Below are 20093 nucleotides of genomic sequence, written 5' to 3'. Positions count from 1 at the left end.
CTTGTCGTCGTGCCCGCCTCCGTGCGGGCATTTTTCAATTCAAGAGAGCGCCACAGGCGGTCTTTCCTATAAAGTAAGAAAGGCTATGCAATTCACAGCCCTCAAACGAAGCGAACTGCTTTTTTATAATCTCAATGGCAGAGTCTATTTCTGCTTTTGAATAAACGGAAGATGCTCCATAATCAATTTCCACTTTTGATGTATCGCCGTTCTTTCCGCATCCGGCAAATAGAAGAACCAGCACAATGCAAAGCATTACGGTTATAATCTTTTTCATAGTGAATACCTCCAAATACCGTTTTTTCGTTCTCTGCGACTTCCCGATAAACGGGAAGTTAATTGATACTATCATAAAATCTTTGCAACACGATTGCCAACTCTTCCGGAGCTTCTATGTTTGCTTCATGACCTGTTTTCATAAGTTCATGGAAGTTGGAATTGTTCAAATAATGAGAAAGTTTTTTTGAAGTTTTTTTGTTTGCATTGTCCTTCTCTCCACAAACGATTAATACCGGACAAGACACCTTATGAAGTGAGTCGCTGAAATCTAATTCAGCCATCGTACCACATAGGTTAATAACATCTGCTTTTTTGAAGCCCATTTTATTGAATGCCGAATTCGGCATAAGATGAAACAACATATTCTGAACTTTTAATAATTTTTTTGGCATTTTATATTGTGCTGCAATTAATACGAGTGCCTTTACTTTATCCGGGTGGTCTATCGCATAATTAAGTGTCAAAACAGCTCCCAGAGAAAGCCCACATAAAACAATTTCTTCGTTCTCCTTGTCGCATTCTGATGAGAATGCTGAATATAATTCCTTATATGTAGCAGCTTTCCCTTCTAACATCTCTGATAAACTCAAACTGCGACTGCTTTTCGATACTTTCGTTTCTTTTATTACTCTATTCCAACTGTCTGGTTTTTGCCCTAGTCCATGCAAATATAAATACTTCATATATTGTCACCCTTCAAATTTATATTTCACGCTTTCTATCACTTTATATGTCTGTATCTGAAATATTCAGCCACAAACTTTATCGGGGATAGGCACCTGTGCCGCAAGGGGAAACTCCCCTTGTACGAAATCTCTGATTTCGCTGTATTTCCCGGATTGAGATTTCTCAAAACCGGGAGCAGCACCGCAGGTCGCACAATACAGGCAGATGGAATTGCCTGTATAGAAGTGCGCTCTTAGCTTTGCTAAGAGAATTATACTTCTGTTTCACCGCATATTTTTTTAAGTGCCACAAGAGAGAAAGTATCTTTTATCAAATGTTTTATTTCTCTCGCATTTGACTGAGTAACTGCACCTTTCTTTATTTTGTCAAATAGCTCTCTATCTTCAATATCATAATCTTCCTTCAGTCTTTCTATTTCCCTCTCTGCAATTTTTTCTTTTGCTATACCTGACAAATCATTAAATTTAATAATTGAATCAAAACGGTTATATATCGGCAATCCTAAATGTTCTTTTATCTCATCAATTGTTTTATAATTTGAAGTACACATAATAATTGCCTTATTTACTACAACTTTATAATTATGATCTTCATAAATTCCTTCATCAAATAATTGATAAAATGCACTATGGAATATAGATAATGCTTTATCAAACTCATCAAACAGCAATACATTAGTTTCTCTAGCCAAAAGATCTTGCGCAAAACTTTTTTCGTTATATCTTCCACCAAAAATATAATTGGCTGACTCATTATTCTGATACATAGAAAATTGTTTTCTTAATAATTTTCCACCCATCAATTCTGCCATATATTGTGCGGATTCTGTCTTTCCAAGTCCTGAATCTCCATATAACAATATTACAACCGGCTTGCTTTGTTTACCATCTACCAGAGGATATATTGCTTGAAGCAATTTCTTTTTTGATTTTTCCTGTCCAATTACCCTTTCACTATATTGTCTATTAAATGTTTGTATCATTTCTTTTGAAACTTCCAAATATGGCTGTTGCGTTTCATGAATAATACTTTTATCAAATGTTCGGTATATCTGCTCTCGAATATTTTTCGGTGGATTTTGAATGTACATATTTGTTATGGACATTTGGAAAATAAAATTTATAAAGTTTATAATTACATGTTCCTGAACACTACAGTACTCATCAGCATGAATAACAAAATCTTGAACTCTCGGTTTCTTCTTTTTCTTAGACTTTGGTTCTGGCTGCCCTGGAATGTTAACAAACACATCCATTTTTTTATTACCATCATCAAGTTTCGCTGCCATTTCACTAAGATTTCTTGCACTTTTCGGAACAATCTTTTCAAAAGCTGAATCAGATCCTACAAAAATTTCAATCTTCTTCACGTACCACACCTGCCAATACTATGTCATAAACATCTAATTCTTTTTCTTCTTCATCAGCAGACTTTTCTCCCTCAACAATTTCTTCTGCTGTAGTCTTGTCTTCTGCTGGTTGAAAATCAAACTCTTTATCAATCGATAAATGATTTTCGCCACAACTTCCAACCTTTATTCCGAAATATGTCAGCTTCATTTTGCTTAAATCGACAAGGTTATAATTGTTTTTAAATGCTTGAAGGTTAAATCTCAATACGCTTTTCCGCTCTTTCTCTGTCTTTAAAAGCATGTCATAATAACCCCGCTCACCTAATATTGCCTCATTTAATTTTTCCATATCTATTGGCATTTCTTCTTTAGGCACAATTGTTAAATATGAACTGAGCATTTTATATAATGTCACAGAATTTTCCGGAGCATAAACACCACTATTCTCAAATTTTTTTACGTGTTCATCTTTCGATGCTGCCTGTATATAATCTGTAAGCAACGTATTTTTTATTGTTTTATCAAAAGCGCTGGTCAGCTCAGCGGAAGCACTGGCATCAACTTTTCCCTGAAATGTTGCTTTAATATAATTCAAAATATTAAAGCCGCTTTTTGCCTGAGCTTCAATTTCAGCAACTATTTTAGCTATTTTTTCTTTATTCTCCTGTGTTGACCAATCAAGTCGTCCTCCATTTGTAACATCAACATAATCTTGTGCAGCAGCTTCATCAAAATATACTATTTTTAGAAACTCTATTTTCTCAGTGTTTTTATTTTTCAACTTTTCTGCTCCTTACTATTTCTGTTCCTCACACAATTTCTGATATCTTTTCATAAGTTCTGCAACACAGGCAGCTTCGCTTTTATAGGCTTCACTGCCTTTTGTAAATCCATATGCCTGCATGACAGCCATGTCATTCTGTTGGTGAGCCTTTCGTAATTCTGGCGGCATGGTCAGTTCATCATATAACGTTGCAAGGCTACTATTTAGATACAAAGCTCTTGCATCCAAAATGCCTTGAGCTGTTTTCTCAATTTTCTGTCTTTGTTGCTCTGTAGGTGATGGCCATGGAAAATTGTTATAGACAATATCCTTTGAGTAACTGTAATCACTTTTTAAACGCATACACGTCACACGCATCCATGCCATATGAATATTGGAGATAATTATTCCAAAATCGTATAATGACGCATCTGGTATAACTTGAACTCTATCGGTTACAATTGTTCCTGCTTTGATAAAGCCCATAGGTACATAGCGTCTTGCCTGCGACGATACTCTTGGAACAATAATAAAATCCTTATCAACAGGCTGTGTCCTCTGTGCAAAAAGAGTTGGCGTATCAGCAAATTTTCTTATACCTGCCGCAACGCTATTTTCTCTGACTTCTTTGCACTTTCTAATTCGTTCCATAATCATCGGGCACTTTTTAAGTTCTTCTGGATCTGCTCCCACGAGCCACAAACACCATCGCCTATTTCCTTTGATATATTCTGATGCGCCTAAAAGAGGATGAACATATTTTTTAGCTTTCGGATCTTTCATAAGAAAATCTTCCAGATCTTCATCTTCAATAATCAAATTTCCACCATCTGCTGGTTTATTGCCGTATATCATCTTAGGAATGTCGCACAAAGGTTTATTCCGGCTACGTACTAATATATCATCTCCATTCATCAGATAACGATTTATATTTTCTGCCACTGTAGTTCTGCCATTATCGTACAAATATTTGGTTGAACGTGAGAATTTTGCAAATCCAATAATTACGCAATGTACATGGGCTTTTACACTGGCTTCACTGTCCCATACAAACGTTCTGTACGCAAAGTTAATAATATCATCCTGCATAAAGTCCCAAAATCTGGATACTGTTTCACCTTGAACAATTGAATTTGTTGATACAAAAGCAACTTCTATTTTTGTTCCCCGAATATAATCTGATGCTTTTTTATACCAGGCACAAACAAAATCAAGATTCTTTACCCCTGGAAAAATATTTTGCATATCTTGTTTCTGCTCAGCTGTCATAAAAGTAAATCCATGAAATGGTGGATTCCCCATAATATACGACACCTGATATTTTGGTACAATGCTCTCCCAGTCAATCTGTAATGAATTACCTTCTACAATAAACGCATTTGTCGTCAACGGCAGAAAATCCAGATTCATGTGAACGATGTCTTCCGTCTCTTTCATCATCTGTGATTCCGCAATCCATAACGCTGTCTTTGCAACTGTGACAGCAAAATCATTGATCTCAATTCCATAAAACTGATCAATAGAAACATGGATTGGTGAGGATTCATCAAATCCAAAAGTAATCTGTCCTCTCTGCAATTCTTTTATGACTTCATTCTCCAATCGACGGATACTGATGTATGTCTCTGTAAGGAAATTTCCACTTCCAGATGCCGGATCAAGCCACTGGAGATTTGCCAGCTTCGTCTGGAAATCCCTCAGTTTTTTATCTTTTGTTCTCTGAACCGTTATCTGCTAAATTTCTTTCAATTCATTTTTCAGTTCGTCCAGAAACAGCGGATCAATGACTTTATGAATATTTTCAATGCTGGTGTAGTGCATACCGCCGGAGCGTCTTGTCTCAGGATTCAGCGTACTCTCAAATACCGCACCAAATATAGTTGGACTGATTTCTGACCAGTCAAAATCTGCTGAAGCTTTTTCCAGCAAAAGATTTCTGATTTCATCCGTAAACTGTGGAATTTCAATATCCTCATTTGCAAACAGCCCACCATTTACATATGGGAACTGTGCCAGAGATTCTTCCATGTATGGATCTCTGTCTTCTGGTTTTGTATCAAGCACCTGAAACAGCTCAATCACAGCTTTTCTCATGTGCTTTGTATCAAATTCTTCCAGATAATCATGGAACATGCCATGCTGTCCAAAAATGCCGGCATCCTCTGCATACAGGCAGAATACTATTCTGACACAAAGGATATTCAGACTTTTCATTGCACGCTCTGTTGTCGGATCAACATATTGTTTTGCCAGTGCATCATACAATAATCCTACAATCTCACCCGCAGCAATAGAAACTTCCATTTCCCTCTGAAGATTTGTGTTTCCCTCGTCCACAAGGAACTGTAACCGATAATATTCTTTTTCCAGATCTTCCAACCGGATAATCTCCGGATCGCCACCCGGTTTTTCCATGTCATAAATATAGAATGACTGGAAATTGCTGGTCACAATCCATCTTGGTCTTTTTGAATAAGGCAATTCAGAAGAATATCTTTTTGCCTGTTCAAATGGTGTCAGCATAGAGCCGTCGGACTGCCGGATAGCAGCCGTCAGGCTCTTATTGATACTTTTCTGTTCAATCATGACATGAGTTTTCTCAATATACCCATCAATAAAACTGGTGTGGTCAAGGTGTACCTGATCCTCAAAAGAAATAAACTGTGATATTTCCGTTACACCAAATACCGTTGTCAGAAGCTCCACCCAAAAGATCTGACTGTCGCCTTTTTCATATCCACGGTCTTTCCAGTTTTTCGCAAATGCTTTCGCCGCTGCTCTTTGCTGTGTATCTGTCATTGCAGCAACCTCCTGTTACTCATCATCTGTAAATTCCATCATCTCATCAACAGTACAGTCCAGCTTCTTGCAGATCTTCTCAATCGTCTCCATTGATACATACTGGTTTTTTCCCATCCTGGCAAGAATGTTTCCGCTGATCCCGGTGAGGTACTGCATCTCTATCCGCTTCATATTTTTATCTATGAGCATTTTCCATAATCTGTTATAACTTACGCCCATAAGCTACCTCCATATTTCTCATTCAAATATATTTTGATTATATCACGTTTTCGTTAGGTTGAATACTCGCAATTTTTGATTTCTTCTGTAAAATGGAAAAGAGAATGCCCCGGCAAAGAGCAGCCTCTCCAACCATTTATTCCGGTTTAGTCAAATGGAATCTCACCTTCCGGTACTTCCATAAATCCGTCCTTATCTGTTTTCTGTGTTTCTGACAAATCTGCACCGGCACCGTTATCCTTGTTCTGAGCAAATTCATGTTCTTCGACGATCACATCTGTGGTGTAAATTGTTTTCCCGTCCTTGTCCTTATAATTACCGGTGCTGATACGACCGCCGATCACAATTCTCGTTCCCTTGTGAAGATATTTCTGTACAAACTCTGCACTCTTTCCAAATGTGACACAGGAGATAAAATCTGCTTCCTGTTCTCCGTCACGTTTATATCTTCTATTTACCGCAAGTGTATATCTTGCTACTGCCATATCATTATCTTTTCCGGCATATTTGATCTCTGGGTTCTTTGTCAGTCTTCCCATTAAAATCACTTTATTCATAATCGTTATCGTCCTTTCCGCAGCTACGCTTCCATTGCATATTCTTCATCATCTGGTTCATTGTCTGGCATAAACATTGTACATGCTTCCGGTGGATTGATATCATCCGGCGAAAACATTTTCTGAATCATTTCATATATGATCGGATACTAATATGCAATTTCTTCTCTTGCGAGGAATCTACATACCTTGTAAAGATTCTTTTTCATCTCTGCATCCGTTGCAAGCATGGCAGCCAGATGGATTCTCTCCCTTGTACAGTTCAGATTCGGGCATCCAAACCAGTGGATTATCTGCATTTCTTTCATTTTCAGTTCTGTCATAAACTGCTCCTTTCCGGGCATTTCGCCCTGTAAACATTGTTTTCAGTTTCATCCGTCCGGCGGTCTGGCGTGCGTTTCCCTTTTATCTGCAGTCGTCTCAGACTGCCTCTGCCTGCATCAGCAGGTCACTGACCATAAGGCTTTGGTCAGCCGCCCATCATCGGGAGTGTCATTATGATTCCGCTCACTCTCTGAAAAAGAAAGGTCATGGCAGAACTCCTGGTAGACTTCCAGGGTGCACTTATCGGTTGTCAAGGTTCAGCGAAGGAACATTCCAAAACGTCCTCTGATTACTAAAGTCAAATGACTTGGCATGATGCAAAAAATTCGTGATATTTTTTTGCATTTTTATCATTTTTTCTTTTACTTTTGTTAGTCCCTTCACTTACTCTGTACTGGGGCAGGCAAAAGAGGACATACTTAGGTAAAAAATTTTTAAAATAATTGTTCCTCTACCTATAAAGCCTGAGAAACGGTATTTACCAACCCCCTTTTGCAAGTTTTTTTGCATAAATGAAATATTCCCTCACTAATAGCAAGTTTCAGATGGTGTTTGGACGGTGCTTTCGCAGAAAAATTTATTTTTCCTACTAATCACACGTGGGAACTTGAAGAATGTCAGATGATTTTTTACTTTTCTTTTATATTTTGTGCAAAATTCCTATGACATCGAACTTCAATACCTGATAAAATAAATATGACATAAAATGTCGCTTATCCATTGTCAGACGGATAGGCGACATTTTTGTGTTTATATGAATTTTTTATAGGGAGGGCTTACTATGCCAAAAACAAAATTTCAGGAATTCATTTTTACTCTTATCACATCCGGTTGTATGATTTTTATCATGGGTGTTTATAATGTCGCCATCCACACCGGCGGACTTCAGGCTGCTACCTTCAAACACGCACTGCATTCTTTCCCATTGGAATGGTTCATCGGGCTTCTCTGTGCATTCTTCATCGCCAGCAAAACATCCAAATACTTTGCATTCCGCATAGCAAAACCAACTGACCGATCAATCTTTATCATCCTCTGCATCCAGACCTTCACAGTCTGCACAATGGTGCCACTCATGAGCCTGCTTGGAACCATCGAATCATCAGGAATCACTTCAAACCTAATTTTTATCTGGCTCCAGACCATTTGTCTAAATTTCATTATGGCTTACCCACTGCAGATTTTGGTTGTTGGTCCGTTCTACCGCTTCATATTCCGTCACCTGTTCGCCTCCACCAACCAAGGAATTAAATCTAAAGTCGAAAACGAAATGGAACAGCAGGGATTTGCAGAATAATCTATTGATAATACCGTATACTATAGTGCCTCCTGTGAGTTATCTATTTCCACACAGGAGGTCTTATCATTTATTCTTCCATATTTCTATTTTCAAATGTAACTATCATTTTCACACACCAGTCTTTCATAATCCAGAAATCCCCGAATATACATTTCTTTTGCCACAATCCCTTCCATAGCATTTTTCGCTGAAATAATTCTGTCCAATGCCTGCCACATCTCCTGTCCAGCATCTCTGAGGACTGGCTCCAGTATATCTATGTAATGATGAATTTCTGCTTCCAGAGAAAGCATCTCTGGATCCGATTCAAGAAATCTTTCCAGTTCCTGCTGGTATTCTTCATAATAACATTCAATCAATTCTCTTCTCATATCCGGAATCCCCCTTATATATAAATCAGTTCCTGCTTGATGATTTCAGCAGCCCGGTTGCGGATATTGTTGCAGTAGCGTACCCATTCCATAGGATTCTGTCTCTTCAGTTCCTCGGTAACTCCCTCCGCACTTCGCATTTGAGCTTCAATCAGCTCAAAGCGTTCCTGTGCCTGTTCATTCATATCTGCCAGATAGCTGTCCAGTCTGGTGGTCAGAAGAAGATATGTATAAGTTCCAGATTTATGTTCTTTCAGATATTTCTTCCGAAGTATTCCCCAGAATCCAATCGGTCTGGTTTCCTCCGGATAGTAAAGATTCGGTAAATAATAGTCTCCCACTTTTGTGTATTCGATTTTCATAATGATTTCCTTTCGCTTTTCATGAAATTGTCATGTTAAATGCGTAGGATGTGCAGTTTTTCATTAAAATCTTTTCACATAGAAGACATTAAGTGCTTGATACCCTGTGACTTTGCTTGTGTGTGGTAAAGAAGCAATAGAAGTGTAAAATTTTTTGCCGTTCCTATCCGGCACTTGCGCAAGGTGTCGGATAGGTCGGGCATTATTCGTCGGGAAGTTCTACCTTGCCGACAAAGCTGTAATAAATATCAATGTCCTGTCTGCGTGTGCCGTTCTCGTCATAGCTGCACTCATGGACAACGATTTTTTCAATAAACTCCCGCAGCAGGGTGTGGGTCAATTCCTCAAAGCTGGTGTACTTGCGGACAACTTTCATAAACTTTTCCGCATTGACCGTGGCTTCCTGTGCCTTTGCAAGTTCCGCTTGCAGTTCGGCGGCACGGCTCTTGACCTGTTTCTGCTCGGCTTCATAGTCTGCGGAAAGTTCTGCAAAGCGTTCATCAGAAATACGCCCGGTCACGCTGTCCTCATAAAGCCGCTTGAAGATAGCAGACAGTTCCGCAATTCGCTTTTCGGCTGCGTCCAGTTCCTTTCGCTTGGCAGCGTTGCGGCGTTTGCCACCGTCCTCGTTCTGCTCGATCAGCAGCTTCATAAACTGCTTTTCGTGCTTGGCTGCATAACTTGTCACTTTTTGCAGATTGGCAGTCACACCCGCTGTCAAAAGGTCGGTGCGGATAAAGTGTGCAGTGCAATCGTGGGTACGCTTCTTGTAGTTGCCGCAAATGTAGCAATCCTGTTTTCGGGTTTTGTTCTCATATCTCTGCTGATAGAGGACGCTCCCGCAATCGGCGCAGAACAGCAAGCCGGAGAACAGACCGACTTCATCATAGCGGTTCGGACGCTTGCGCTGCTTGCGTAATTCCTGCACACGCTCCCATGTGGCAAGGTCAATGATAAGCTCATGGGTATTCTCGAAAATGACCTGTTTTTCTTCGGGATTTTCCACGCTTGATTTGACCTTGTAGGACACTTTCTCGGTCTTGAAGTTTACCGTATGCCCCAGATATTCCTTGCGTTCAAGGATATGGACGATTGTGTTAGTCGCCCACTTATAGGGATAATCGGGGTAATAACGACGGGTGCTGCCCGTTCTGCGGTATTCCAATGTACCCGGTGTGGGGATTTGCTGCTCGGTCAACACACGGGCAATTTTGGTTGGACCGTTCCCGGCAAGGCACAAGCTGAAAATCTGCTTGACCACTGGGGCGGCTTCTTCGTCCACGATAAAGCGTCCATCCTCGCCTTTGAGATAGCCATAGACCGGCTGACTTGTGATAGGCTTGCCACTCATGCCTTTGCTGCGGAAAACTGCCTTGATTTTCTTGCTCGTATCTCTCACCATCCATTCGTTGAAGATATTACGCAGAGGGGCAAAATCATTGTCGCCCTATGCGCTGTCCACTCCATCGTTGATAGCGATAAAGCGAACACCCCTTTGCGGGAAAATCATATCCGTATACATTCCCACTTGGAGATAGTTTCGCCCCAATCTCGACATATCCTTGACAATGACCGTTCCGACTTTCCCGGCTTCAATGTCCGCAAGCATGGCTTGAAAACCGGGTCTTTGGAAGTTCGCACCGGAGTATCCATCGTCCGTGTACCATTGGAGATTGGTAAAACCATTCTATTTTGCGTAGCTTTCCAAAATACGCTTTTGGTTAGAGATGGAATTACTCTCGCCCTGCAATTCATCTTCATGGGATAATCTCGGATAAAGGGCGGTAATAAGGTTTTGGGTTGTCTGTCTGATCATGGTTTCCTCCATTTCCGACAGCCAGCCCCGCTATTCCGTAAAGGAATTATATCACACGGGGCGGCGGTCGGTGCGGTCATTTTTGTTCTGTTTGTTTTCTGTCATAGGCAACTCCTTTCATTTCAGCAGTTCTTTCAATCCGTTCAGCTTTCACTCCGGATATAAGCGAAAGGATTGTAGTGCATTGATTTTTTAAAGTTAATGATGTTCAGAACTTTTACTTTGTACCCGTTCTTTAACAGCATTTTCCCACACTCCACAAGCACCGTTCCTTTCGGATCAGTGACAACGTAGGAGCTGTGCATCTGCATCAGGTTGGGTTTCACAAAAAAGCGAGTCTTGCCGGAACCGGAACCGCCGATAACAAGAATGTTTTTATTTCTTGCATACTTCGGCTGCTTTGGTCTGCCCGACATCATCAGCCTTTCCGTTTCTGTCAGTATGACATTGTTCTCAAAGACCGGATCGACATAAGGCTCTATATCCTTTGCATTTCCCCATGAAGCGTTTTGTCAAGTGCTTTTTTGAGTTATTGACGCAAATTATCGTGAAAGTGCGAAAGTGCAAAGTGCAAAGGGTCTGCGTTTTGCACTTTCAGCTTGCGGGTTCGGGTGGTTGCTTCTTCTTGATGAAGTTGTACCATTGACCGCCGACACGCCTTGCGCCTAAAATGCCGCCCATGTTGCGCTTGGCGTTCTGTACCGTCCTCTCGGATATTCCGGCTTCGACTGCGGCTTTTACAATGTCCTCGCTGGCAAGCTCTTTCCCGTCTGCAAGCAGGTCAAGTATCAGCCTTTCGGCTTGCTCGGTTTTGGTGGCGTTGTTGCCGCCCGCGCCGGACAGCAGTTCGTCGGCGGTGATGTCGTATTCGCCTATCCACGAAAAGCCCGTTTCCGGGTCAAGGCAAAAGGCAACGGGCTTGCCCTCCGGCGCAAGGGAAGATTTGTCATGGACGATAACGCGCACATTCGGCTCTCGCTTCACGCGCCCGATCAGCAGGACGCTCCTTGCTGCGGCGCGGAAGTCGATAGAACCTAAGCCCCGGTATGCGCTCTGCCCTCCGGCAGCTTTGTTGAGATGTCCGATAAGGATAACGGCGCACCCGGTACGCTCGGCAACATCGGCAAGGCGGCGGAACATGGGGCGCACTTCGTTTGCCCGGTTCATGTCGGTCTTTTCGCCCATGTACGCCTGTATGGGGTCAAGGATAATCAGCCGCGCCCCGTTCTGCGTGATTGCCTTTTCTATGCGCTCGTCGGAGAGGGTAAGCTCCCGCTTGGCTTCATCAATCACAAGTACCCGGTCAAGGTCTGCGGCGGCTTCTATCAAGCGTGGCTTGACGGTATCGCCCAGCCCGTCCTCGGCGGTCTGGTAAATTACTTGGAATGGCGGCAAGGGCTTCATTCCCGGCAGCGTTCCCCCGGTGGTGCAGGCGGCGGCAAGGCGTAGGGCAAAAGTGGTCTTGCCCTCGCCGGGATTGCCCTGCACAATGGTTACTTTCCCAAAGGGAATATACGGCTCCCATAGCCATTCAACGGTCTGTGTGTCAACCTCGCTCATGCGGATAATCTCAACGGTTTCTTCCTGCGGCGGCTCTTTCAAGCCGTAGATTGCTTCCCGCAAATACTTCCCGTCTGTGATTTCTGCCCGGTGCTGCAATACCTCGTTCCAGTCCTTGAAAAGAGGGATAAGCCGATGGACGGTCAAGCCCTCCGGCACAAGCTCTGCAAGGCGGCTGCAAGCGTCGTTTCCGGCTTGATCGCTGTCAAGGCAGAGGTACACGGTCTTGATGTTCGGACGGTCAGAGAGAAAGCGCAACAGGGCTTTTTCTCCCACGCCGCCCAACGCCAGATAGCTTTGCTTCTGCCAGTCCTTTTTGAACAGGCAGAGGAAAGATAAGAGGTCTATCGGGGCTTCAAAGACAAACAACCTTTCGTCCTCGCCACGGTAGCAGAAGTTAAAGGCTTTGTCGCTGCCTTTCACATCAAGCCGAAAACTCCCGGCTGTGCCGCGCTGATGGGCGTATCGCGGTATGCCGCTTTCATCTCTGCCGACAAATACGGCGTTATGGTGGGCGGCTTCCTCGTAAATATCCCCGGTGGAAAAGAAAAAGCCCGTCACATCTTCATCAATGCGGCGGGCTGCTGTGAGGTAGTTCCTCGCTATGCGGTTGTCGGTGCTGCGGGGTGGCAGTCGGAAGTCGGATAGGGGCGCGGGGCTTGGTCTGTCCGGCGGCGGGGCGGCTCCTTTTTCGCCTGTCAGCAGTTCAACGGCTTCGGTGAAGCTCTTGCCGAAAAACTCCATGACAAAATCAACGGGGCCGCCGCCTTTGCTTTGGCTGTGCCTGTACCATTTGTTTCCCCGGATAGTCAAGCTGTCGTGCCGCTTCCAGCGGTATTCATTTCCGGCACGGGTAAGCTGCTCGCCCTGTGATTGCAGGAAAGAAACAAGGTCGGCTTGGTTGGCGCGGTCTATCTGTTCTTGGGTGTAATACATAAAAGTTCAACTCCTTTCAGCGGTCTATATCATGCCGTTTGGTGCGGCTCTGCGTCTGCTCCGGTTGGTCGGCGCGGAGTGCAATATCCACGCATTTGCGGATTTTTTGAAGCTCTGAAACATTGGTGCGGGTATCTTTCAGTTTGGTATAATCGCTGTCCCTCTGTGTTTTGAGGTCAGCATATTCCTGTTCCCATTCCGCAATAGGCAAGGTCTTTGTTCCTTTCGGCAGATTTGCATGGAGATAGCGACTTGCTGCGTTCCATAGGGTCAGCTCGGCGCGGTGGGCTTCCTCGTACTTATCGCGCTTGTTTGTCCAGCCGTTTTGCAGCTTTTTCAGTTCATCGTGAATGGGCTTGTACTCTGTGTAGTTCTTCCCGTATTCAATTAGCTTTTGCAGCTTCTTCATGCGTTCCTCGGCGGTTTTCATTCCCTCCCGGATTGAATAGGCTCTATCACTGACAGAGGAAAGAGAAGCGTCCAGCTCGTCAAGATTAGAGATACCATGCTCGGAAAGATAGTTGACCGCTGCCGCTATGGTTTTCAGTTCGTCGGCTGCGTGTTGGTGCTGCCAACTTTGCGAATACTTCCGGCTCTTTTCTCTCTGAACGCTCAAATACTTCATCAACAGATTTGCAAGGTTGGGAGATTGCGGCGGCTGCTTCGGGGCGGTTTCCCACACTTTGAACAGGTCGGCAATCCATTCTTTGAGCTTCCCAATCTGCACCCGGATTTCCCGTATAAGGCGGTTTGCTTTTTGGATATTTCGGTTCAGTTCGCCTTTCTCGGTGGCTACACCTTTCTTCTCCATCTGGCAAGCCGCCACGCCCATGTGGACGGTGGGTATCTCGTCAATGCCGCGCTCGGCGTTGCTGCGGTGGTCGATACGCTCCGGGCTTCCGTTTCTCTCCAAAAAGTCGTTGGTATAGTCAGCCCACGCCTTGCGCCACAAAAGGGTGTTGTCCTTGTCGTTCCAGCCTGTAAGGTCAATTTTGTGCGTCTTGTATCTGCCGCTTGGCAAGCGGATACGCTCACCGTTTTCATCAAGGTCATATTCCTTTTTGGATTTCGCCGCCCACGCGCCGCGCCCGTCAAGGGGGCGCATAGTCAGCATGATATGACAATGGGGATTGCCGCTGTTGGTGTCGTGGATAGCAAAATCCACACACATTCCTCTGGAAACAAATTGAGAGGAACAGTATTCCCGGACAAGCCGGATCTGTTCCTCTCTGGATAATTCTATGGGGAGCGCCGCGTCAATCTCTCTGGCAAGCTGGGCGTTCCCGGCTTTCTCGTAAAGCTCCACGCTGTTCCACAAGGTTGAACGGTCAGAGAATGAGGGTGGCGCGTGGGGCGGCAGCATGATTTCTGTATGGACAACGCCGCCTTTGCGGGTGTAGTCATGGGTCATTCCGTCCCATTCGTTTGTCAGCTTTTCGCCGCTTCGGTAGGCGGCTGCGGCAACGGCTGATTTGCCTTTTCCTCGGCTCACAATGCCGATGTTCCAATGGTAAATGGCTATGGGTATCACCTCCCGGATAGGATAATAAAACCCGCAAAAAAGGTACAGACGCCAACGGCGGGTGTACTGTTTTTGTGGGTGTGCAGGGATAGCCGCAAAGCGGCGCAAGGGGTGCAGCCCCTTGTTGCGGCAAAGCCGCCATATCGGAGCGCGGGGAAATCTCCCTGTGCGGAGATAAGCCCTCGGCAGAGCGCACACGCCCGCAAGGGTGTATAAGTGCGCCCTTAGTTCCTAAGGGATTTTCAGCTTGTCGCTCCCTCGGCTCGTTTTTTCAGATATTCCCGCGCTGGTTCACTCGTCAAGGCAAGCCGGAGAAGTGCTGTGGCTTCCTCGTCGGTCATGTTCTTTGCTTCCGGCACAATGCTTTCAAAGACTGCGCCCCGGACGATAAGGCGGTGGCTGCGCGTTCTGCGTTCCTCTTTGGATAACTTCTGACGCAACATTTTTTCCCGGTTCTCAAACTGCCGAATTTTCTTCTTTCCGTCCTCAATCTCGGCGGTCAGTTCTTCAAAGGTTTTTGTTCTCGGTTTCGTCATGGGTGGTCGCTCCTTTCTGCCTGTCGGCATAGAAAAAGGACAGTCGATTTTCTCGGCTGCCCTTGTGGGTGGCTATTCAATTTCAGTCTGCTGTTTTCAAATATATAAAATAGCTTGCTGTTCCGCCATAGCCATTTTCAGTATTCCATTCAGCTGTTACTTCATAAATATATCCGCCCAGTTTAAGAGTGAGTACGTTTCCAACAATAGTTACATCTTCGCTGTTTGTAGCAGGCTCTCCCCAATGTTCGTCACTCCAGCACTGCACACTTAAAATTGTATCTGGGTCTTCTGTAAATCTTAATGTAGCTGTTGTTTCTGTTGTTTCAAATGGCGGGGACAACAGATCCTTGCACTCTAACGGGTGTGGGCTATCAGCTATTGTGCTTTCAGCAGTTCCGTCAATATTTGTTTTTTGCCACGAATAAGTTCCTAATACTGCGCCGATAGCGGTTTCGTCACTCACAACGCTTAATGTGGGCGGTTCTTCCAAAATTATATTGGCAGTCCCAGAGTTTAGTAATTCATTTGCATAGCTGTTGAGTGCTTCACATGGCTCATATTTTGTCTTATAACCGATACCGTCAATGACAATAAATGGGTTATACGCCATAATATCTGTTTGTGTACCGTCTACCATAGTCAAGGTAAAAACAACGCCTTGTCCATCATACTCTGTGTAAGAATTATCCTCATTATAGACAACAACATCATTCAAATATTCAACTAATTCTTGGATATTTTCAATCTCAATCGTTTTGTCTGGCGGTGTTAATAACACTTTAGCGGAAACAATCTGCGCTGCGTCCAAATCCTTATACGGTTTTTTCCCCTGTTGTGAAAAAAATACGATTACCGCGATACCTACTAAAATGATACAAGCTATTGCAATCATCAATCTCTTTTTTCTCATGGAACAAGCCTCCTGTTCTTCTCTGTTACTTGTATAGACGAAAAAATTGAAAGGAAGTTTCACTATCTATAAATATCATAGCACATGGTTATGAATAAATCCACCTCATTTCAGCCTGTCAGTGGCCTTGTTTTCTCTGGCAGACCGCCGCGCAGCTTCCCGCCGTTCCTCGTTGTATGGGGCGGTCAGACGGAAAGAGAAACGCCCCTTTGCAATATCAAACTCCATGCAGTCCGTTTCGGGGTCTGCGTCGGTCTGGCGGCACTGGTCGGGGTGCTGTCCGGCGTAGGCGGCAAGCCGCTTCTTTAAGTCGGTGTTGTGGGTGCGGATATGGATAAGGGGGTCTTTCTCGTCAAACCAAATATCGGTGGTCTTTTCCTGCTTCGTAAGCCCTGTTCTCATAAACTCTCCTTTCTGCGCCCCTGTTACGCAATAGGGGCATTTTTCGGGTGTTTTTCCCGGCTCTTGACTTGGGGAAAATGAGGATTTTCAAATAGAAACCGCCCGGACAGGGAATGGTTCGTCAGGGCGGCTGTTATCGCAAGATTTCTGCTTTTTCCGGCTCTTGACCGTCAGACGCGGATAAACGCGAACTGTCGGCAAGCACCAGTTTGAGCAGCTTGTCGCGGAATGTTTCTGTGCTGCTGTGATTGAAAAATAACTCCGCAACAATGGTCTGCCCGTTCCTCTGGGTCGTGATGATGCTGTCGGGGGTCTGTTCTGCCATAGGCGGCTCCTTTCTCCGGGCGCAAAAGAGGGATTTCCCGTAACTCGGAAAATCCCTCTTGATTGACGGTTATTCTGTTTTACTGTGTGGGCTGTGCGGCGGCTGCCTGCGCCTTTCTCCTTGCCCGGTATTCCCGCGCTTTCATGCGGTCATACTCCCGCTGCTTTTCAAGGTTTCGCGCCCGGTACTCCCTTGAATACTGCCGGTGGTAGGCGCGGCTCTTTTCCTTTTTGGCTTCTTCGATTTCCTCCCGCATTTGCCGGATTTCCTACTCGGTCGGTTCTGCAAGCTGTGTCACTTCATTCTCAAACTTGCCGATATAATTGAAATATATGCTGATGTGCTGGATTGCGTATCTCGCCCTTTTCTGGTCGCGCTCATGCACTTCAATCCGGCTGATAAACTCGTTGAGAATGGCGGGTGTAAGGTCGGTAAAGGCGGCATGGCGTTCCGTCAGCTTCAAAAACTTCTGCGCCCGTCCTCCCGCGTTCTCATAAGCGGATAGCTGCTCCTGGAGCGTGGCAAGCTCCGCTTTCAGCGCGTAGTATTCTTCCGAATACTTCTGCGACATCTGCTCATAGCGGTCTTGTGAGATCGTGCCGAGGGCGTTGTCCTCGTAGAGCTTATTCAGCACCTTGTCAATCTGTTCAAGGCGCGTCGTGATTTGCGGAATACGCTTCTGTTGCTTTTTAGTCTGGTCGGTCTGCTGCATGGCAAGGTTCTTTTTCACTAAGGCTTCAAACTCCGCCCGGTTGCTGATAGAATAGTCCTCGATTTTCTTCAGCACTTCTGCGACGGTCTGCATGAGCAAGTCCGCGTCCATGATGTGCGGGGAATGGCATTTGGGGTTCTTGGCTTTTCCCTTGTGGTACTCGCTGCAATAGGCAACATGCCGCTTGCCGCCGTTCCGATAATCTATGCGAATGTGCATTTTTGCGCCGCAGTCCTTACAGAAAAGCAAGCCCGACAGAGGGTGGATTTCCCCGTCCCCGTTGGGGCGTTTGACGGGTGCGTTTTCCAAAATCCGCTGTACGGTTTCAAAATCGCTGCGGCTGATAATCGGCTCATGCACATTTTCTGTGATGTGCCACTGGCTCCGGTCTACATAGTGGTTATGCTTATCCCGGAAATGCTTTGTAGTCTTGAAGTTGACTACATCGCCGCAATACTCCTGCCGTGTGAGGATATTGGTCAAGGTGGCTTTGTTCCACTTGCAGCGGTTATCCTCGTTGAGCGTCTTATTTTTACAGGTTCCCCGCCCTCGGTCTTTCATGTAGAAAGTGGGGGTTGGGATTTGCTCCTGTGTCAGATATACGGCGATTTGGTTGCGGTTCTTCCCGCCGATAAACAGGCGGAAAATAAGGCGTACAACCTCGGCGGCTTCTTCGTCGATTATCCAAAAATCCTTGTTGTCCGGGTCTTTGACATAGCCGTAAGGGGCTTCGGTGACAATCGGCTTTCCACTCATGCCCTTGGTCTTAATGCCCGTTTTCACTTTCTTGCTGATGTCCTTTGCGTACCACTCCGACATGATGTTGATAAAGGGCGCAAACTCCAATGTGTCGGGCTTCTCGCTGTCAATGCCGTTGTTGACCGCGATAAAGCGCACATTGTTCCGTCTGAATATCTCCATCGCGTTGCCGACTTGGAGATAGTCGCGCCCCCAGCGGGTAAGGTCTTTCATAATGCAGACACCGATTTTCCCGTTTTCCACATCGTCCATCATGCGGGAGTAGGCGGAACGGTCAAAAAACCTGCCGCTTTCGTCATCGTCAATGTAGTGCCGGATATTGGTTAGGTGCTGCCCTCTGGCATAGTTCTCCAAAAATATTTTTTGGTTCTGTATGCTGTTGCTCTCGCCGCCGTCCCTGTCCTCGTCGCCTACGGAAAGGCGGGAGTAAAGGGCTGTAATTTTGCTATAATCAGTCATGTGCATAACCTCCTGTGCGTCCATGTATGTGTCATTTACACTTAAAATTATGCACTCCACCTTGCGGAACCGTACTCTACACCCTGCCTAAACTTCTTGGCATTCTTAGCTTTGAAATACACCACAAGACGGAGCGCAACGCCGCCCACAATACTGACCAGCAGATCTTTCGGGAAAAAGCTCGGCAACGGATTGGAAAACAAATCATTCATCCCGTTCATGGCTGCCATCATCTTATCGGAAACGTTGCTCCCCGGCGATACACGCCACAGCCACGCTATCTTGTCACAAAAATACCCTGCAAGAATATACGGGAGATTCATAAGAATGAGCTTCTTTTTATCCACGCCTGCGGTCTTAGCCTTCAGCGTTTCGGGAATGGCTTTTAAGTCTTTGACAATACCGTCTATAATCTTACTCATAGCGACTGCCCCCTGTCTTTCTGGTGTTTCCTTGCTCTTTCCCTGTTCTTGTCCTTTCCAAGCAGCTCCCTGAACTCTGCCAGCTTCTCCTTTACGGATACTTTGCCACGCTTCTTCTCATTAACTTTCACAAATTCCTTAAATGCCTGTGTGATCACATCGGCATCCTTGCCCTTGAAAAATACCATATACTTCGGCGGTTCCACCGTCTTGTCCTTTTTTACAGCAAAGTCAACATTGTATTTCCTTGCCACTCGTTCAAAGGACTTGATGTTGTTATCCGTAACCTCAATACTCGAAGCTCCCATACCTTGACCGACCAGCTTTTTCACTGACATTTTTCCATGTGTTGCCTGTTGTCCGGCTTTTCGGCGCTCCAGATACATCTTCATGGCTTTTTTCAGTACATCGGCAGTCAGCCTTGAGGACTTGAAAACAAGGGCAAGCGTTTTCTGTGTAACTTCCTCCTGCATGGTTTTCCTCCTTGATTTTTTGTAGCTGTAATTCCGCTATGGTGGAACATACAGCCTGTGCAGTAAATACTTCATAAGCTCTCCTTCCACTTCTGGACATTTTGTCCAAAAGTTCCGTAATCGAGTAGGAGGCGGTGACTAACCGCCGTCCTCTCACAGCACCGTACGTCAGACTGTCTAACAATTAAGAAAAATGCTATAATAAAACTACCAAATACAGTATCGTAGGGGAATTCGTTATGG

Annotated in this window: 20 protein-coding genes and 3 pseudogenes; 1 reads left to right on the top strand and 22 read right to left on the bottom strand. The window is 44.8% G+C overall.

The window, feature by feature from the left end; all coding sequences use genetic code 11:
* Positions 1-34: 34 nt before the first annotated feature.
* From AB5170_RS20990 to AB5170_RS20950, 9 genes are all read right to left on the bottom strand, one after another.
* Entirely contained in the window at positions 35-277 is a 243-nt protein-coding gene (locus AB5170_RS20990) for a hypothetical protein (protein ID WP_173772761.1), read from the bottom strand.
* Between the two features lie 58 nt (positions 278-335).
* Positions 336-962 (bottom strand): alpha/beta fold hydrolase, encoded by a 627-nt coding sequence (locus AB5170_RS20985; protein ID WP_173735992.1) that lies wholly within the window; start codon positions 960-962, stop codon positions 336-338.
* 254 nt (positions 963-1216) lie between these two features.
* Positions 1217-2335 (bottom strand): AAA family ATPase, encoded by a 1119-nt coding sequence (locus AB5170_RS20980; RefSeq protein ID WP_173735993.1) that lies wholly within the window; start codon positions 2333-2335, stop codon positions 1217-1219.
* Entirely contained in the window at positions 2322-3098 is a 777-nt protein-coding gene (locus AB5170_RS20975; protein WP_173735994.1) for a DUF6414 family protein, read from the bottom strand. Before AB5170_RS20975 ends, AB5170_RS20980 begins: the two co-directional genes overlap by 14 nt.
* A 15-nt stretch (positions 3099-3113) precedes the next feature.
* The gene (locus tag AB5170_RS20970; protein WP_368361897.1) at positions 3114-4811 is read right to left on the bottom strand and encodes a class I SAM-dependent DNA methyltransferase; all 1698 of its coding nucleotides are present in this window, start codon (positions 4809-4811) and stop codon (positions 3114-3116) included.
* 3 nt (positions 4812-4814) lie between these two features.
* The gene (locus tag AB5170_RS20965) at positions 4815-5879 is read right to left on the bottom strand and encodes a type IIL restriction-modification enzyme MmeI (protein ID WP_368361895.1); all 1065 of its coding nucleotides are present in this window, start codon (positions 5877-5879) and stop codon (positions 4815-4817) included.
* 15 nt (positions 5880-5894) lie between these two features.
* On the bottom strand, positions 5895-6101 hold the full coding sequence (locus AB5170_RS20960; protein ID WP_005341250.1) for a helix-turn-helix transcriptional regulator: 207 nt from the start codon (positions 6099-6101) through the stop codon (positions 5895-5897).
* 146 nt (positions 6102-6247) lie between these two features.
* A complete protein-coding gene (locus AB5170_RS20955) occupies positions 6248-6658 on the bottom strand; it encodes a single-stranded DNA-binding protein (protein WP_173735996.1) in 411 nt (136 codons plus the stop codon).
* Positions 6659-6807: 149 nt separating this feature from the next.
* A complete protein-coding gene (locus AB5170_RS20950; protein ID WP_243880092.1) occupies positions 6808-6981 on the bottom strand; it encodes a hypothetical protein in 174 nt (57 codons plus the stop codon).
* A 782-nt stretch (positions 6982-7763) separates the two neighbouring features.
* Here AB5170_RS20950 and AB5170_RS20945 point away from each other — a divergent pair.
* Positions 7764-8279, top strand: coding sequence for a DUF2798 domain-containing protein (locus tag AB5170_RS20945; RefSeq protein ID WP_173735997.1), 516 nt, complete (start codon positions 7764-7766; stop codon positions 8277-8279).
* Between the two features lie 92 nt (positions 8280-8371).
* On the opposite strand, the gene AB5170_RS20940 is transcribed toward AB5170_RS20945, so the two are convergent.
* The 13 genes and pseudogenes from AB5170_RS20940 to AB5170_RS20880 all read right to left on the bottom strand — a co-directional run bounded on the left by AB5170_RS20940 (position 8372) and on the right by AB5170_RS20880 (position 19850).
* Positions 8372-8653: a hypothetical protein gene (locus AB5170_RS20940; protein ID WP_173735998.1), complete on the bottom strand. Its 282-nt coding sequence runs from the start codon at positions 8651-8653 to the stop codon at positions 8372-8374.
* A 14-nt stretch (positions 8654-8667) separates the two neighbouring features.
* Entirely contained in the window at positions 8668-9015 is a 348-nt protein-coding gene (locus AB5170_RS20935) for a TnpV protein (RefSeq protein ID WP_173735999.1), read from the bottom strand.
* A gap of 202 nt (positions 9016-9217) precedes the next feature.
* Positions 9218-10831: pseudogene (locus tag AB5170_RS20930) on the bottom strand (DUF4368 domain-containing protein).
* A 152-nt stretch (positions 10832-10983) separates the two neighbouring features.
* Positions 10984-11340: pseudogene (locus AB5170_RS20925) on the bottom strand (type IV secretory system conjugative DNA transfer family protein); the annotation flags it as partial.
* Positions 11341-11425: 85 nt separating this feature from the next.
* Positions 11426-13327, bottom strand: a complete 1902-nt coding sequence (locus AB5170_RS20920) for an AAA family ATPase (RefSeq protein ID WP_173736000.1) — start codon at positions 13325-13327, stop codon at positions 11426-11428.
* A gap of 16 nt (positions 13328-13343) precedes the next feature.
* Positions 13344-14849, bottom strand: a complete 1506-nt coding sequence (mobQ, locus tag AB5170_RS20915; protein WP_279217507.1) for a MobQ family relaxase — start codon at positions 14847-14849, stop codon at positions 13344-13346.
* A gap of 242 nt (positions 14850-15091) precedes the next feature.
* A complete protein-coding gene (locus AB5170_RS20910; protein WP_118610504.1) occupies positions 15092-15385 on the bottom strand; it encodes a DUF3847 domain-containing protein in 294 nt (97 codons plus the stop codon).
* Between the two features lie 82 nt (positions 15386-15467).
* Positions 15468-16298 (bottom strand): hypothetical protein, encoded by an 831-nt coding sequence (locus AB5170_RS20905; protein WP_227194785.1) that lies wholly within the window; start codon positions 16296-16298, stop codon positions 15468-15470.
* Between the two features lie 105 nt (positions 16299-16403).
* Positions 16404-16700: a hypothetical protein gene (locus AB5170_RS20900; RefSeq protein WP_117553194.1), complete on the bottom strand. Its 297-nt coding sequence runs from the start codon at positions 16698-16700 to the stop codon at positions 16404-16406.
* Between the two features lie 133 nt (positions 16701-16833).
* On the bottom strand, positions 16834-17025 hold the full coding sequence (locus AB5170_RS20895; RefSeq protein WP_097770242.1) for a transposon-encoded TnpW family protein: 192 nt from the start codon (positions 17023-17025) through the stop codon (positions 16834-16836).
* Between the two features lie 79 nt (positions 17026-17104).
* Positions 17105-18979 (bottom strand): annotated as a pseudogene (locus tag AB5170_RS20890) (recombinase family protein).
* 23 nt (positions 18980-19002) lie between these two features.
* Complete coding sequence (locus tag AB5170_RS20885; RefSeq protein ID WP_368361896.1) at positions 19003-19377, bottom strand: hypothetical protein; 375 nt, start codon at positions 19375-19377, stop codon at positions 19003-19005.
* Positions 19374-19850, bottom strand: coding sequence for a PcfB family protein (locus AB5170_RS20880; protein WP_313718016.1), 477 nt, complete (start codon positions 19848-19850; stop codon positions 19374-19376). Before AB5170_RS20880 ends, AB5170_RS20885 begins: the two co-directional genes overlap by 4 nt.
* Positions 19851-20093 lie beyond the last annotated feature (243 nt).

The organism is Ruminococcus sp. RTP21484sp1_RTP21281st1_A8_RTP21281_210402 (assembly GCF_040914025.1).
Classification (GTDB): domain Bacteria; phylum Bacillota; class Clostridia; order Lachnospirales; family Lachnospiraceae; genus Blautia_A; species Blautia_A faecis.
The sequence above is the reverse complement of the archived record's forward strand: the minus strand, read 5'-3'. Positions and strand labels throughout refer to the sequence as shown.